Raw genomic sequence first — 14953 nt, 5'->3', positions numbered from 1 at the left:
CAACAGATCAGCGCTAGCGTCGGCGGGCTAATTGGGAATTAAACACTTAAATTTTGGGTTGCGATTGGATCTTATGCAAAAAAGGCGTTTAGGAAAAATTGGATATATGGCCACCATAGTGGCTCTCGGCTCTCTTGCGGTTGGCTGGAAGAAGTTATCGAAGAAGGAAATCGATGATACCATGAAAGTGGTAATCGATCACGGGATCAACTACTTTGACGTGGCGCCGAGCTACGAAGATGCCGAGGTTCACATAGCTCCTTGGATAAAGGAGTACAGAAGCAGCCTTTTTATAGCTGACAAAACTACCCAGAGAAAAAAAGAAGGAGCGTGGGAGGAGCTTAATGCATCGCTTAGGCGGACAGGAGCTGAGTACTTTGATCTTTACCAGCTTCACGCCGTAAACACCATGGAAGACCTAAACACAGCATTGGGAGAAGGGGGTGCCATTGAGGCGTTTGAGGAGGCCAAGGAAAAAGGGCTCATAAAGCATATAGGGATAACGGGCCATGCCAACATGAACGTGCTGGCTGAAGCCCTTAGGCGCTATCCCTTTGAAACCGTGTTGCTTCCCGTAAACTTCGTCATATATTTCCACATGAGTGATAGCAGCGATTTCAGGAAAGTGTTAAACCTGGCGCTCGAGAAGGATTTGGGCGTCATAGCCATAAAGTCGATCGCTAAGACAAGGTGGGCGTCGGAAAACCACGCCTACAACCCCTGGTACGAGCCCTTTGACGATCAGGATACCATCGATAAGGCTTTCAAGTTCACGCTCTCGCAAGTCGGCGTTACTACTTATGCGACGGCTTCTGATCACAGATTGGTCCCGAAGATAATCGACGCTGCCGAGAGGTTCAACATAATCGCCCCCGATGAACTCGAGGACCTGCGCAAGATAGCAGACGGTCTAACTCCCATCTTTCCCGAGCCTGCTTAAGGGCGGGCGACCGCGTTTACGTGAAGCTTTTTTTCCAGCTCCTTTGCAAGGGTTCTTGCAAATTGACTTCTGTGAGCATCGGTTATGATCCAACGGGCCCTGCTCTCATCCACGTAGTATACCAGCTCGTTAAAGTCAGCGTGGTCGCTTAGGCCAACCATGAAGGTCATCTTGCCGATCTGCTTCAGCGCTTTTCCAGCCCAGCCCGTAACTATGAGGGACATGTTCTTTGGGTTTCTTTCGGTCGAGAGCGGCCAAAGGGCGACGTACGGGTTTTTTTCCCTTATCTCCGTCAGGGCTTCGCGGCTGGTTATCTTATAATATTTTGGAAAGCGTACGCCGTATTTTTCGTATATCTTTGCTATCTCGTAGCTCTTACTGTCCATTATGACTTTGACCCAGCGAGGAAGGTATGAAAGTATGGAAAGTATTTCCTGCAGTTTTCCCTGCGACGCGTAAATGTCCACCGAGCCCTGCGCAAGACCTTGCTCAACGAGGTCCCTGAGGATCAGATCCGCGTTCACGTAATCCCGAACATTATTTGGATTGCCGTACGTGGCCTCTATGACCAGTTCATCTGGGTGTAACACAGGCGTGCCCTTCAGCTTGAAATCACCGGTAAACGCGAAGCTACCATCTGGCGTTTCTACCATTACCTGCGCAGCACCCAATATGTGGTTTGCGGGGTATAGGAAGAGCTTTCCGCGTTCAAGCTCAAGTGGGACCCCATATTCAAGCGGGAGCGGGTGCCTCAGGCTACCCCTTACAACGCTTATTATATCGATGGTTTGCGGGGTAGCCACTTGATGAAGGCCGGTGGAAAGCCCGCCAAGGTGATCTGCATGAGCGTGCGTTATGACATGATATTTTTTCTTCGTAGCCCCATCGCACCCGACCTCCATGCCCAACTCGACCTCACCGTTCCCCCTTACGTTTGAGCGGAAGTGCGAAAAGGCTTCGAGCGGCAGATCCAATATAGGATGTCGTGGCGGGGACTTAAAAATCGTCCGCTTGGCAAAGAGATACGTACTTATTTGAATATAATGAAAAAGATATACATTATCTGAATATTTATGGAGTAGATTTAAATAGTATGTAACAAGCATCTCATGGACAAGCAACCCTTATCGATCAAAGTCATAGCCATAGCCATTGGCGCGGCGCTCTACGCCCTGGGCGCCATGATAACGGAGTACACGGCGTCGCCTTTTGGGGTTGGCCAGTTCAGGCCTGCGGTCATAATACCTGGCTTCTTTGCCATTTTCTTTGGACCTCTCGTTGGAGGTCTTTCTGCGGCGCTGGGAACAAACACAGCGGCCATGCTAACCAACGGTAATCTCCTGCTCAGCCTCATGGCTGGTGTCCCTGGTAATTTCGTGGGTTTCTACCTTTACGGGTACATGTTGAGGAAGTTTACTTGGAGGAAATTCGTATGGGCCACGCTTATCTCACTTTTTATCGGTAACCTAATAGCTGGCCTCGGCGTAGTTTCTTACTACTCGCTTTTCATACATGGTCTCTCGGTGGAGACCATCAGGGGATGGGCCGTTTCGCTCGGCCTTACGGCATGGTGGCTGATAACGATGCTTCCCTTTATGTATTTGGCTTTGCCCCCTCTTCTTAAGGTGGGTGCGAAGGCCTTTCCAAACTTGGCTCCCCTCGGGCTGAAGACAAGTGATGAGTTACCGCCTCTGGACACGTTTTTATCGCTCTTTCTTCCAGGCCTGGCGCTTCTCTCCTTTGGCATTCTGATAGCGGTCAGACCGTCTCTGGGGGTCTACATGATGGGCCTCTACAAGAACGCCTCCGCCTTTGCCTATGCGCTTAAGGTGATGTTCATAGCGGGCGGCGTTATGCTCATGGTTATTGGGGTAGCTGTTCTTTTTGCTTTGAAAGGAAAGCGGGCAACGGCTCAGAGCAACTTGACCTGAACAAGGTCTGAGTATATGGGCCCGTGGCCAGTCAGAACGCTACGCTTCAGGGAGAATGCGGCCACTTGGAACTGCCCCGATACCTCCTCTTTCACGTCGATGTGCCCCACGGCTCCCTCTCTTGCTCTTGCAAGGGTAAGGTGAGGAACGAAGGGCTTTTCGTCAAAGGGCACTTCTGCGCTTGAAAGAGCACCCCTTACCAATTCAGCAAGCTCCTCTAGTTGTCTTCCTCCTTGCTCTTCCTTTATACCTACCCATACTACCCTTGCCCTTTCTCTAGACGGGAAATACCCAATCCCAGAAAGAGAAGCGTTGAAGGTTTGGTAGCTTATGCGCGATATGGCCTCAGAGGCCCTCTTGGCCACATCATTGGAAACCTCCCCTATGAAGGCCAAAGTGAAGTGAAGGTTTTCGGGGGCCACGACCTTGAGGTTGCGGTTAGCGTGAAGCTCGCTTAAAAGGGCTAAGACCTTGGCCTTGGCCTCGCCGTCTGGAAGATCCACAGCCACGAAAACGCGCATGAAGTTATCGCTGAGATACTTAAAAGCTGGTTACCTTTGAACTGAGCTTGCGTGTCCTCGCTTTGACTGGTCTGCCAGGGGCCGGAAAATCAACCGTGGCCTCCTTGGCTGAAGCCCAAGGTTTGCCAGTAATATCCATGGGAGATGCCGTCAGGGAGGAGCTAAGGAGAAGAAATCTTGAGCCAACTTCTGAGAACTTCAACTCCTTAACTGTTGGGCTTCGCCGCGAGTACGGAGATGTGGCGATCGCGGTACTGACCTTGGAGCTGATAAGGAAAAGGGGATATCTTGGAACGCCAGAGCTCATTGTAGACGGCGTAAGGAGTTTGGCCGAAGTGGAGCACATGAAGGGATGGCCGCAGGTTGAGTCCGTAAAGGTCTTGGCGGTGCTGGCTCCCTTCAAGGATCGGTTTGTTCGCCTTTATGGTAGGGGAAGGGAAGGGGATCCGAAGACGGAAAATGATCTGAGAAACAGGGATTGGGCAGAGCTATCGATCGGGCTAGGGAACCTAATAGCTTTGGCCGACGTGTTTTTAGTTAACGAGGGAGACATGGAGACTTTCATGCAGAAAGCTACTTCCAAGCTTAAGATGTGGAGGGACCAAGGGGATCCCTAGAGGCGAAGACAGATAGCGCATCCGCTTGCGATTTTCAGGCCGAGGGTGTGGTCAGCCGCCAGACGCCGTTTTGGTCTTTGTAGACGAGCGTTGCTTTATGCATTTCGTCGAGTACCTTTTTCTGGGCAGGACTTAGCTCCTCGACCTCGTTTTCCGTCCTTGGAAGGCTTGCGATTATGGCATCGTAATAAGGTCTGTAAACCAAGACCCTGTCCTCGTCCTCGCCTATTATCTTTACAACCCCCTTTTCTTCTAGGTCTCTAATCTGCGATATGGGCTTCCTTATTCTCGATAGGGGGTATGCGCCCACGCTCTTGATGAAGTTAAGGAAGCTGTCCGACGGTCCTACCGCACCTTGGGCTCCCTGGGGTTGCTGCCTGTAACTGCCCCTTGATGAACCCCTTATTGGGGACGTGGGTATAGATATCCTGGGGCGTTGTGGTTTTGGAGTTTCCTCCTGTTCCTGTGCTTCCTTTGGTTCCTCTATTTCCTCACCTTCCTCTATTTCTCCAAAATCTTCTTCTCCGCGCTCAACCCTAGGCTGGGGAGCGCGCTCCTTTTCTTCCTCCTTTGGAGCTGAGAGCATCTCTTTTATCTCTGAAAGGGTATCCTGGATCTCGCCCAGCCTTTCCCATATGATCTCCATCGAGTCCGCCTCGTTGTCCTTTTCTTGTCCGAGGCTCTTTATCACTTCGTCAAAGGAGAGCTTCCTGCCCTGCTTCGCCTCCAGTTGGAGCCTTACTTGCTCGAGATAGGAGTAGGTCTCGTCGCTTAACTGGACCTCTTTTACCATAAATTAAAACTTCTATCAAATATAACCGTTCCCTTTCCAACTCGAAGCGGTATATCTTAACTTACGGTCGCGCCGAGCCTTTGTGCCTCTTCCTTTACCGCCTTAATGGTTTCCTCGGCTTTCCTTTCTGCCTCCTGCCTGTTAGGCGAGGCGTACTCGACGTGTACAAGCATGCTGGGCTTATCCACCGTGCCTCCGGGATGCGTCTTCACGTATAGGGCGCTGTCTGCCCTGACCAGGTTTTTTATGTAGGGCGCGAGTGACGCTTCAAATATTCCAGTTATCCTTAACTCTCTTTCTGCAACGAACAGCCTTTGCTCCTTTACCAATATTGGCAGCAGGTGCTTTTCGAACATGGCCTCCATCTCAGATGGGACGCCTGGCAACACCATAATGACCGTCTTGTGGTCGCCGCCTCCAACCTCGATCCACGCTCCAGGCGCCACACCTACGGGATTGTCAAGTTCCCTGCATGGATTTGGCATGTAGGCCATTTTTTCTCTCTCGGGGGTAAGGGGCGCGTTCTCAGAATGGATCTTCTGCAGAATCCAGCTTAAGGCCAAGTCGCTCTTCTTAAGGGGCAGCCTCACGGCCTTCGCTATGGCCGCCATGGATATGTCGTCGTAAGTTGGACCTAAGCCGCCTGTCGTTATTAGGTACTCGGGTTTTCTCGAAAGGCTTTCCCTGACCGCTGCCACGATCTCTTCCTCGTTATCGGCCACCACGGTTATCCTCTTCACGGAAACACCTACCAACGACAGCCGTCTGGCTATGTAGGCGGCATTTGTGTTGACGACCCTTCCTGTTAGTACCTCGTTTCCTATGGTAAGTACCTCTGCCTTTATGGCCTTGGAGTTTTCAAGAGCACTCAAGGCGATTAAATACATGCCAAAGGTTATAAGGTTGACACGCGAAATGTGGCGCCTTTGCTTAATACCAGATAAAGGAGGCCTTAAGGCGGGGTTGACCAAGAGTTAAATACGGGGCTATGTAGATCCTATGAGCGCCGATATAGGATCCGTACTGAAGGAGGTCGAGGCCCGTGTAACACCAAGTGAAGAGCTCGTAGCTAGGGTGATGCGCGTAAGAGATGAGATATTTAGGCGCCTTCAGCCTTTAGCAGTAGACTTCAGACCTGAGCTTGAGGGATCCGTGGCAAAGGGGACTTGGCTAGCGACAGATCCTGAGCTTGACGTTTTCATGATCTTCCCAACGAGCGCAAGCGAGGACAGCATGGTTAACCGCGTCATGGAGGTTGGAAAGGTGGTATTTGACAAGTGGGAGGTAAGCTATGCCGAGCACCCTTACGTAAGGGGATGGATAGATGACGTGCCCATTGACTTGGTGCCCTGTTATGGGGTCAATTCCCCCTCAGAAATGAGAAGCGCCGTTGACCGCACGCCATTTCACACGCGCTTCGTCAACCAGAGCCTGAGCCAAGATCAGAAGAGAGACGTAAGGATACTGAAGGCTTTCTTCAAAGGCATAGGGGTTTACGGCGCGGAGATAAGGGTGAGAGGATTTTCGGGTTACGCTTCAGAGGTACTCATTTACCGCTTCGGCAGCTTTCTTAACCTCCTTAAGAATGCCCAGAAATGGAAGGGTAAGGTGAACTTGGGCTGGAATTGTGAACCGGATGCCCTGGGGATTCCGGATCCAGTTGACCCATCTAGGAACGTCACGGCGTCCGTATCAATTAGAAGCCTTTCAACTTTCGTGGCCGCTTCGGGATTCTTCCTCAGGAGGCCGTCTTTGCGCTTCTTCTGGCCAAGTGGCGAGAAGACGAACGTCAGACTGGATCAGGTTCTGGTCTTGAGGACAGGTAGACCAAGTTCCATCGACGACATCTTATGGGGTGAGATTTGGAAGGCTGCGGATAGCATGAGGAAGCAGCTGGCCAAGGAAGGCTTTACGGTCTTCGATGTAGGCGCCCACGCTGGGCCCGACTACGTGTGCTTTGCGTTTTACCTGTCCTCTAAAATGCGCGCTACAGCTTATCTTATGGAGGGGCCACCAGTTAACCTGATCGAGGATTCCATTAAGTTTGTTGACAAGTGGTCCTCTCACGAGCAAACCCTGAGGGGTCCCTGGGTTGGCGATGGAAGGTGGCTTGTGGTCAGAGCGCTTGGAGGGGATGCCAAGGACGTGCTCGAGGCGATGCTTAAAAAAGAGCTTAAGCAGCTGGCCTTGGGAGATTTTGAAAGGCAAATCAAGAGGGGCTTCCAGGTGGGGTGGGCTACTGACGCGATTGAAAGTTGCGATGAAGAATGCGTGCGCATGCTGCGCTCCTTCGCAGGCCTTAAAGAGCCGTGGGTTCGGCCTTGAACGTTTTGCTGGGATTGGCTTGGCGCGCAAATGCAAAACGGTTATATTATCCTTTCCTTATGAAATGGGGCCTGTAGTCTAACCTGGTAGGATATCGAAAGACCTAATGCCGCCCTTACACGGCAGAGGTTCCGGTTCAAATCCGGACAGGCCCACTGGTTATTTAGGCCGAAGATCAGGCGCAAGGTACCTCGTAAAAACGTTTATAGCGCCCCTTTTCAATAGACTTGAGGCCAGGGGGTGCCTTAAGGCTGAGAGGTCCGATGGACCAACCCCTTGAACCTGAACTGGACAATACCAGCGTAGGGAATGGCCAGCTATTAGGGTTGGTTTGGATCAGGCTCTTGGGTCCTCCTGCCTCGGAGAAAAAGAAAAATGCAAAGAAGCAAGTGGTCCCTTAGCCCGGCGCAGTACTCCGTATTGCTGAGCACGGCGACCAGCATGTTTCTTTGGGGCGTGATAGCTTCCATTGGTCCTTTAGCGGCCTCTGGAAAGCTTGTCAGCACTCTATCATCACCTTTCAAGGTAACGGTGTTGCTGGTTGGTCCGCTCTTCCTTTTGCTTGGTGATTCTACCATTGGCGCCATGAGCGATAGGCTTGGAAGAAAGAGCATGTTCATGCTTACGATGCTTTCCTACGGCGTCGGCATGATGCTCATTGTTCTGTCCACGTACCTTACGAGCTTCCTAGGACTGGTGATCGGGCTAGCGCTTTCCGAGTACGGCATCGGCGGAGAGGAACCTCCCTCGCTTTCCCTCATAACGGAGAATTTTTCGGCCGATAGCAGGGCTTTCTTCCTCACCTTTTCCACGAACTTCGCTAATATCGGCGCGGCCTTCATATCTGGCCTTCTTCTGGTAATGCCTTCGTCAGGTACCGCCTACGTGATACTTGGCACGGGGGTCGCCATCTTAGTGGTGCTGATCGCCGTAAGACTAGGCATGCCTGAGTCATATCGGTGGTTAAAGGAAAAGGGCCGCAGCGACGAAGCTGAGAAAGAACGCTCAAAGCTCAACATAGCTGACGAGGGGATCGTCATAAAGCATCCTGGCTATTTAATCCCAGTGATCGCGTTAATACTCATGGGCGTCTCCCAGTACCTGACCTACGGGCTGATGTCCTTTGTGATTGGTCCTTACGAGTTTAAGTCCGTCACCTTTGACGAGGAGATAATACTTTACTCAAACCTTGGTGCAGCCGTAGGCGGCGTTATAGCTGCCTACACGATTAACGCGTTTTCTAGGAGGTTCTTCGCACTTTGGACGTTCCTCGGCGGCTTCTTAAGCACGATTGCCATAGCTCTCCTATCGAATAGACTTACGGACGCCCTGGTCTTCTTTCCGTTGTTGTTCTTTAACATGGTGATGAGCGAGTTCGCGTGGGCCGCCAGAGTAACACTGGAGCCAGAGTCTTTTCCAACAAAGCTCAGGGGCACGGCCATAGGCCTGATAAGGATATTTCCCATAGCTACCTACGAGCTTTCGGTTTACTTCACAAGCAACCTCGGCTTGCTCCAATACCTGATGTATAACCTCGTGCTTTGGGGGATAGGAGTACTTGGCGCTGGGTTATGGACCGTAAAGGGTTTCGAGACAAAGAACATAAGCCCGGACTACGAAAGCTGATCCGGGCTTTTTTGCGTTTTGTTTTTGACTTTTGACAGAAAATCCGTGGAGCGTTAATTAGAATCGCTGCGAAACGCATAACTATTAGTGCGCAATTTGCACAGAGTGTTGTTTATAGATGGCAACAGGCCGGGGTCATTGCATTACAGATGGTCAAATAAGCTTGAGCCGATTGCGGAGGTCAACCCGGGCGAGGAGTTCAGGCTCGCAATTCCGGATTCCTCAGGAGGTCAGATAGCGGAAGATTGGACAACCGAGGATATGGGCAAGATCGACGAGAGTAAGTTTGATGGAGCGCTTGGCCCCATTTACGTGCAAGGTGCAAAGAAGGGAGATGTGCTTGAGGTAGAGATAAAAGAAATACGCATTGCAACGTGGGGATGGACGGCCATACTGAGCGACTTTGGCGTGCTTAAGGGCGTTTTTCCTAACAGGCTTATCCTATGGAGTTTGAACAACGGTTACGCAACCAGTAGGTCAGATTTCTTAAAGGGAGTAAGGGTTCCCCTAAGGCCCTTTCTGGGAGTTATCGGCACTGCTCCCCGCGATTACGAGTATCCCATGATTCCGCCTCAGAGCTTTGGCGGTAACATGGACAACCCACTTCTTGTGGCTGGTAGCAAGCTTCTTCTTCCCGTTAACGTGGACGGTGCGCTTCTATCCTTTAGCGATCCCCACGCGTCGCAGGGAGAGGGGGAGGTGTGCGGTACGGCCATAGAGACGAGAGCCGAGGTCCGTGCGATAGCGAGAATACGCCGTGACTTAAAACTCAGCGGTCCCTTGGCCATAGTCCCGGAAGAGCCTGCAGTAGGCCCCAGCTTGGTTGCCATGGGCATATCTTGCGATCTAAGGGAAGCCCTTAGGGAATCACTGAAAGGCTTGACGCGTTCCGCCGCGGCTTATGGGCTAAAAGAAGAAGAGGCTTACGTGCTTCACAGCGTGGCTGGGAGATTGAGCATAAGCGAGGCAGTTGATGAGCCAAACTACGTGGTATCATCTTATCTCCCGCTCGCTCTCTTCACCTCGCGCTCTTGACCACCCTTATCGGCTTTCCGGCAGCGAAGGCCCTCACGTTCTCCACGGTCTGCCTCATTATCTCGGCGAAGCCGGCGTCCGTGTACCAGCCCACGTGAGGGGAGAGCACGACGTTGTCGAGCTCCAGCAGCTCCCCCCTTGGAGGCTCCTCCTCGAACACGTCGAGCCCAGCCCCAGCTATCCTTCCCTCCCTGAGCGCCCTCACCAGCTCCTCCTCGTCCACTACCCCTCCCCTTCCCGTGTTCACGATGAAGGCCCCCCTCTTCACCAGGGAAATCCTTTCGGCGTTTAGGAGGTGCCTAGTGGAGGGGAGCAGGGGGAGGTTAACCGATATGAAGTCGCTCTCCTTGAGGACCTCCTCCAGCGAGGCGTACGAGACCCCCTTGGCCTCAAGTGAAGAGTTCTTGACCACGTCGTAGGCGAGAACCCTCGCCCCCATGGCCAGCGCTATCTCAGCGACCCTAGCGCCTATGGCACCCGTCCCCAGGACCCCGAAGGTCTTGCCGCACACCTGAACACCCATGAGGCCGTGGTAGTCGAAGTCCCCCTCCCTCACCCTCCTGTCCGCCTCCCTGACCTTCCTGACTAGGGCAAGGAGGAGGGCAAAGACGTGCTCGGGGACGGGGAGGGTGCCGTAGCCCACCACGTTCGACACAGTTATGCCCCTCCTCTCCGCCTCCTGAAGGTCTATGTGGTCATATCCCGTGGAGCGCGTGCATATGAACTTGAGCTTCGGGAGCTCACGCATGAGGGAAGCGGTGAGCGTTGTGGTTATATCAATGCAGATTGCATCCACATCCCGCGCTTCAGCGGCATTTTCTTCCGTTAATGGCCCGCGCAAGAAGCTAGGTGAGAGGTCAGCCGCGGTTTTCGCAAAGTAGCGCTCGACATCGGTATCCGAGTCCGTTACCAAGATCTTGAAGTTCGGCATCGCTGGTTACCCGTTTGAAGAGCGCGCCTTTGCCGGTGATTTGGGCTTCGAGACGACTGCGGGCAATGGTAAAAAGAAGCCCTGTTTGATATGGGGATAGCAAAGGAGCACCTGATCCGGAAAAATCTGTGCTAAATCCAAATCGCTTCGTCAGCACTTACAAACTCTCGGTTAAAAGCCTGATCAAAGGGTTATAAATCCGTGCGGTTTTAAATTATGAAATATAAAGCGGATTGGGCTTCTCTTGGGAATTACTTAGTCCCTCAGTGGTTTAGGGACGCGAAGTTTGGCATATTTATACATTGGGGGATCTACTCCGTTCCCGCGTTCGACAACGAGTGGTACCCCAGGAACATGTACATAAAGGGCCAGCCCGCCTACGAGCACCACGTCAAGACATATGGTTCCCAGAAGGAATTCGGCTACAAGGACTTCATATCTAGTTTTACCGGCGAGAGATGGGATCCTGACGAGTGGGCATCAACGTTTGAGGATGCAGGGGCAAGGTACGTGGTGCTGGTGGCGGAGCATCATGACGGTTTCTCGCTTTGGGACAGCGAAATGAACCGCTGGAACGCCGCCAAGATGGGGCCAAAAAGAGACGTGGTGAAGGAGCTGTCCGAGGCGGTTGGAAGAAGGGGTTTGAAGTTCGGCGTTTCATATCACAGGGCGGAGCACTGGTGGTATTTCGAGGGAGGGAGGCAGATCGAGAGCGACGTGAGCGACCCAGCGTATCAGGACCTATACGGCCCAGCCATGCCGAGCAACACCCAGCCAAATCAACAGTTCTTGGAGGACTGGCTTAAGAGGGCAAAGGAACTGGTCTACAAGTATAGGCCAAGCCTCTTCTACTTTGACTGGTGGATAGAGAACTCCGCCTTCGAGCGCTACCTTCGCGATTTCGCTGCATTCTACTACAACGAGGCCGAGAGGTGGGGAGAGGAAGTGGTCATAAACTACAAGCACTCCGCCTTTCCAGAGGGAACTGCTGTACTTGACGTGGAGAGGGGAAAGCTTGGGCAGATAAGGGATTTGCCCTGGCAGACGGACACATCAATCTGTTATGATACGTGGGGTTACACGACCGTCTGTAAGCTGAGAAGCCCTTACTCAATCATAACCGACTTGGCTGATATAACTAGCAAGAACGGGAACCTTCTGCTTAATGTCGCTCCTCGCCCCGATGGCACCATACCGCAGGAGCAGAAGAAGGTACTCAATGAGGTCGGCCAGTGGCTCAAGAGAAATGGAGAGGCGGTCTACTCCACGAGGCCCTGGGTGAGGTGTTGCGAGGGGCCCACTAGACCTGAAGCGGGTGAGTTCAAGGAAAAGGAACAGAAGTATACCGAGAAGGACTTCCGCTTTACCAGCAGGGATGAAAGCATTTACGTCATTGGCCTTTCGGCGCCGAAAAGCCGGGTGACCATAAGGTCGCTGGGATCTAGCCTTGCAGATGACGTCAAAACCGTGGATTTCTTGGGAAGCGGGCAGTTGGGATTTGAGCAGAACGATGAGGGGCTTTTTGCGGATATCCCACCTGAAGGCGTCGATGGTCCTTATTCACTAAGGGTCAAGATGGGACGGCAGTAATTTTTGGCCGGGTCTTGCGTTATCTCTGTTCAAATTATGTCGGCGTGGCTTATTTTGCGGAAAGGAGATAATATATATATTAGGGTAGAGTATGGACATGTGCATGTTAACTTGCAGGTTTCAACTCTAGATTCAGAGGCTGAAGGAGTAGCCATAGCGCTTGGCGACGAAGCGATAGCTAGAGGAGCCGAAGAGGCTGGCGTTGATGTAGCCACGGCTTATCCTGGAACGCCATCATCGGAGGTTTTGGAAACGCTTGCCCGTCACGCTAAGAAGTTCGGTTTCCACGTGGAGTGGTCCACTAACGAGATGGTTGCCTTTGAGGTTGCTTATGCTGCAGCGCTCGCGGGAAAGAGGTCCATGACCATAGCAAAGCATCTTGGTACCTACTGGATGGTCGACCCACTCATGGTTGCCGTGCTGACCGGCGTTAACGCCGGGTTCGTAATAGTAAGCGCAGACGACACGCACCCGTACAGTTCACAGAACACGGGTGATACCCGCTACATAACCAGAATGGCCAGGTTGCCAGAGATAGAGCCGGCCACCGTTCAGGAGGCGAAGGACGCTACCAAGTGGGCGTTTGAGCTCTCTGAAAAGCTTGGTCTTCCCGTTTTTGTCCGCCTCACGCACAGGCTTGCCCACGCCAGGGCTGCCATTACCCTATCTCCTATTTCCCCAAGGAGGGGGCCAGGGAGCTTCAAGAAGAACGACGACAGGTACGTCATGGTGGCCGCAAACGTGAGGAAGAGGCAGCCTGGTTTCGAGGAGCTTCAGAAGCAGATCCTGTCTATCTCAGAGAGTTGCCCTTTCAACAACGCGGACGAAAATAACGATGCCCCTGTGGGCATCGTAGCTTGTGGAGGAACTTATCAGTTTGTCAGGGAAGCCGTATCAAAGCTTCCAAACCCCGAGAGCATAGCGATTTTTAAGCTGGCCATGACCAATCCCTTACCTCAGGCCAGACTCCTTCAGTTTATGGCAAACCGCAAGCTAGTGCTGGTCGTTGAGGAGGTTGAGCCCATAGTCGAGGTGGAGCTTAGGTCCCTTGCCCAGTCTAATGGGATCAACGCCCTTATATTGGGAAGAGGAACTGGCACGATGCCCAAGTACGGGGAGATAACGACCGACTCGATCATCAAGGGGATAACTAAAGCCTTTGAGGTCGGCGCTGCCAGGGCCATCGTGAGCGATCCGCCTGCTCAGGTAAGCGTGCAGAAGTTGTCCGATGTAGAGAACAGGTACCCTTACCTCTGCGCGGGCTGTCCTCACGCAGCGAGCTACCTTGCCATTAAGAGGATAATAAGGAAGCACGGTGGGGTCGTGGCCGGCGACAGGGGATGCTACAACCAAGGCGTGAACCCTCCCCTCAGGGCTCTTGACACCTGTGTGTCCATGGGAGCGAGCATATCTATGGCGGTAGGATTTGAGAGAGCTGGCGTGAAGGGGGCCATAATAGCGGTCATAGGAGATTCGACGTTCTTCCATGCGGGTATCCCAGCGCTCATAGATGCCGTCATGGATAATGCTCACATAACAGTTGCGGTCCTTGACAACCGGTGGACGGCCATGACTGGTCATCAGCCCAGTCCCTCGACCGGCTTCAACGCCATGGGTGAAGTTTCTCCCTCCATAATGATTGAGGATGTCGCGAGGGCTGTGGGGATCAAAAAGGTCATAACGGTCGACCCGCTTGACGACATAAAGCGCTCGGAGGCGGCCCTTGAGGAAGCCATAGCCTATCCTGGTCCCTCGGTTGTGGTCTTCAGGCATGAGTGCGCGCTCCAGATAGAGAGGGACGCGAGGAGGAAGGGCATCAAGCTGCCGCTCTACGAGGTTGACGCTGAGAAGTGCACGGGCTGCAGGCTTTGCGTGCTGGAGACGGGATGCCCCGCCCTCATATTCGACTACTCAACGAGGAAGGTCGTGATAAACCCCGACGAGTGCACGGGCTGCAGCCTATGCGCGCAGGACTGCCCGTTCGACGCCATACACCTCACTGAGAGGAAGTGAACGATCGTGACCGAGAAATCACTTGACATGGTGGTTTGTGGGGTCGGCGGACAGGGAACGCTCGTGCTATCGAGCGTCATCGCGGCGGCCGCGGTGCTCTCAGGGCTGAAAGTGGTGGCCGGCGAGACGCATGGGCAGGCTCAAAGAGGAGGTACGGCCTCATCGCACGTAAGGATAAGGGAAAAGGAGGAGCCCGCCCCCCTTATACCTTTGGGCTCGGCCGACGTCCTTCTCTCGCTGGAGTTCTGGGAGGGCATGAGGTACGCCAAGTACCTGAAGAAGGGAGGACTCGCCATAGTTTCCACGGACAGAATGATACCCGTGACGGCGTCCGCGGGTTTAACAAAGTACCCTACTCCTGAAGAGTTCAAAAAGTACATGGAAGCGGTAACAGATAACTTGCACTTGGTCGACGCAGGAGAGGTAGCGCGCTCTGTGGGCGAGCCAAGGGCGACCAACAGCGTGCTATTGGGCGTGCTTGCAAGGGAGTTTCACCTTCCCTTTGACGTGGAGATCCTCAAAAAGGCCATATCGCTTTACGTCCCCAAGAGAGCCGTTGACGTCAACTTAAAGGCCTTTGAGGCCGGCCTGTCCGGGCAGGGAGAGCTTAAAGCCTTCTAAGTGGTGCCAG

At 53.0% G+C, this 14953-nt stretch carries 14 protein-coding genes, 1 tRNA gene and 1 riboswitch; of the genes, 10 read left to right on the top strand and 5 right to left on the bottom strand.

The genetic code is table 11. The features are described from left to right. Positions 1–73: 73 nt before the first annotated feature. Positions 74–940 (top strand): aldo/keto reductase, encoded by an 867-nt coding sequence (locus PRZ02_RS03625; RefSeq protein ID WP_449464501.1) that lies wholly within the window; start codon positions 74–76, stop codon positions 938–940. On the opposite strand, the gene PRZ02_RS03620 is transcribed toward PRZ02_RS03625, so the two are convergent. Next, positions 937–1914 carry a hypothetical protein gene (locus PRZ02_RS03620; protein ID WP_449464500.1) on the bottom strand — a complete coding sequence of 326 codons (978 nt, stop codon included), beginning with the start codon at positions 1912–1914 and terminating at the stop codon, positions 937–939. The two genes, PRZ02_RS03625 and PRZ02_RS03620, sit on opposite strands and share 4 nt — an antisense overlap. Positions 1915–2049: 135 nt before the next feature. Here PRZ02_RS03620 and PRZ02_RS03615 point away from each other — a divergent pair, with 135 nt between their 5' ends. Continuing rightward, positions 2050–2871, top strand: a complete 822-nt coding sequence (locus PRZ02_RS03615; protein ID WP_449464499.1) for a hypothetical protein — start codon at positions 2050–2052, stop codon at positions 2869–2871. On the opposite strand, the gene thpR is transcribed toward PRZ02_RS03615, so the two are convergent. Continuing rightward, complete coding sequence (gene thpR, locus PRZ02_RS03610; protein ID WP_449464498.1) at positions 2853–3392, bottom strand: RNA 2',3'-cyclic phosphodiesterase; 540 nt, start codon at positions 3390–3392, stop codon at positions 2853–2855. The genes PRZ02_RS03615 and thpR overlap by 19 nt on opposite strands. A 47-nt stretch (positions 3393–3439) precedes the next feature. On the opposite strand from thpR, the gene PRZ02_RS03605 reads away from it, so the two are divergent. After that, positions 3440–4009, top strand: coding sequence for an AAA family ATPase (locus PRZ02_RS03605; protein ID WP_449464497.1), 570 nt, complete (start codon positions 3440–3442; stop codon positions 4007–4009). A gap of 34 nt (positions 4010–4043) precedes the next feature. On the opposite strand, the gene PRZ02_RS03600 is transcribed toward PRZ02_RS03605, so the two are convergent. Further along, a complete protein-coding gene (locus PRZ02_RS03600; RefSeq protein ID WP_449464496.1) occupies positions 4044–4802 on the bottom strand; it encodes a hypothetical protein in 759 nt (252 codons plus the stop codon). A 56-nt stretch (positions 4803–4858) separates the two neighbouring features. After that, complete coding sequence (locus tag PRZ02_RS03595) at positions 4859–5674, bottom strand: molybdopterin-binding protein (protein WP_449464495.1); 816 nt, start codon at positions 5672–5674, stop codon at positions 4859–4861. 127 nt (positions 5675–5801) lie between these two features. Here PRZ02_RS03595 and cca point away from each other — a divergent pair, with 127 nt between their 5' ends. From cca to PRZ02_RS03575, 4 genes are all read left to right on the top strand, one after another. Further along, complete coding sequence (gene cca / locus PRZ02_RS03590; protein WP_449464494.1) at positions 5802–7127, top strand: CCA tRNA nucleotidyltransferase; 1326 nt, start codon at positions 5802–5804, stop codon at positions 7125–7127. 67 nt (positions 7128–7194) lie between these two features. Next, positions 7195–7282: transfer RNA gene (locus PRZ02_RS03585), tRNA-Val, on the top strand. A 71-nt stretch (positions 7283–7353) separates the two neighbouring features. After that, positions 7354–7454, top strand: a riboswitch (TPP riboswitch). A 48-nt stretch (positions 7455–7502) separates the two neighbouring features. Next, on the top strand, positions 7503–8753 hold the full coding sequence (locus PRZ02_RS03580) for an MFS transporter (RefSeq protein WP_449464493.1): 1251 nt from the start codon (positions 7503–7505) through the stop codon (positions 8751–8753). A gap of 105 nt (positions 8754–8858) precedes the next feature. Beyond that, on the top strand, positions 8859–9788 hold the full coding sequence (locus tag PRZ02_RS03575; RefSeq protein WP_449464492.1) for an acetamidase/formamidase family protein: 930 nt from the start codon (positions 8859–8861) through the stop codon (positions 9786–9788). Here the strand turns inward: PRZ02_RS03575 and PRZ02_RS03570 are convergent. After that, positions 9772–10701 (bottom strand): 2-hydroxyacid dehydrogenase, encoded by a 930-nt coding sequence (locus tag PRZ02_RS03570; protein WP_449464491.1) that lies wholly within the window; start codon positions 10699–10701, stop codon positions 9772–9774. The genes PRZ02_RS03575 and PRZ02_RS03570 overlap by 17 nt on opposite strands. A gap of 234 nt (positions 10702–10935) precedes the next feature. Here PRZ02_RS03570 and PRZ02_RS03565 point away from each other — a divergent pair, with 234 nt between their 5' ends. The 3 genes from PRZ02_RS03565 to PRZ02_RS03555 all read left to right on the top strand — a co-directional run bounded on the left by PRZ02_RS03565 (position 10936) and on the right by PRZ02_RS03555 (position 14943). After that, positions 10936–12309, top strand: coding sequence for an alpha-L-fucosidase (locus PRZ02_RS03565; protein ID WP_449464490.1), 1374 nt, complete (start codon positions 10936–10938; stop codon positions 12307–12309). Between the two features lie 99 nt (positions 12310–12408). Continuing rightward, the gene (locus PRZ02_RS03560; RefSeq protein WP_449464489.1) at positions 12409–14322 is read left to right on the top strand and encodes a thiamine pyrophosphate-dependent enzyme; all 1914 of its coding nucleotides are present in this window, start codon (positions 12409–12411) and stop codon (positions 14320–14322) included. Positions 14323–14328: 6 nt separating this feature from the next. Further along, complete coding sequence (locus PRZ02_RS03555) at positions 14329–14943, top strand: indolepyruvate oxidoreductase subunit beta (RefSeq protein ID WP_449464488.1); 615 nt, start codon at positions 14329–14331, stop codon at positions 14941–14943. Positions 14944–14953 lie beyond the last annotated feature (10 nt).

This window comes from Tardisphaera saccharovorans (assembly GCF_046635845.1).
In the GTDB taxonomy this organism is placed as follows: domain Archaea; phylum Thermoproteota; class Thermoprotei_A; order Marsarchaeales; family UBA168; genus UBA168.
Note: the sequence above shows the minus strand (reverse complement) of the source record. Positions and strands in the feature narration are given on the sequence as shown.

What these genes read in the sequence shown, in the direction of transcription:
- PRZ02_RS03625 (WP_449464501.1), top strand. Translation starts at nt 74, where the DNA reads ATGCAAAAAAGGCGTTTAGGAAAAATTGGATATATGGCCACCATAGTG.
- PRZ02_RS03615 (WP_449464499.1), top strand. Translation starts at nt 2,050, where the DNA reads ATGGACAAGCAACCCTTATCGATCAAAGTCATAGCCATAGCCATTGGC.
- thpR (WP_449464498.1), bottom strand. Translation starts at nt 3,392, where the DNA reads ATGCGCGTTTTCGTGGCTGTGGATCTTCCAGACGGCGAGGCCAAGGCC.
- PRZ02_RS03600 (WP_449464496.1), bottom strand. Translation starts at nt 4,802, where the DNA reads ATGGTAAAAGAGGTCCAGTTAAGCGACGAGACCTACTCCTATCTCGAG.
- cca (WP_449464494.1), top strand. Translation starts at nt 5,802, where the DNA reads ATGAGCGCCGATATAGGATCCGTACTGAAGGAGGTCGAGGCCCGTGTA.
- PRZ02_RS03580 (WP_449464493.1), top strand. Translation starts at nt 7,503, where the DNA reads ATGCAAAGAAGCAAGTGGTCCCTTAGCCCGGCGCAGTACTCCGTATTG.
- PRZ02_RS03565 (WP_449464490.1), top strand. Translation starts at nt 10,936, where the DNA reads ATGAAATATAAAGCGGATTGGGCTTCTCTTGGGAATTACTTAGTCCCT.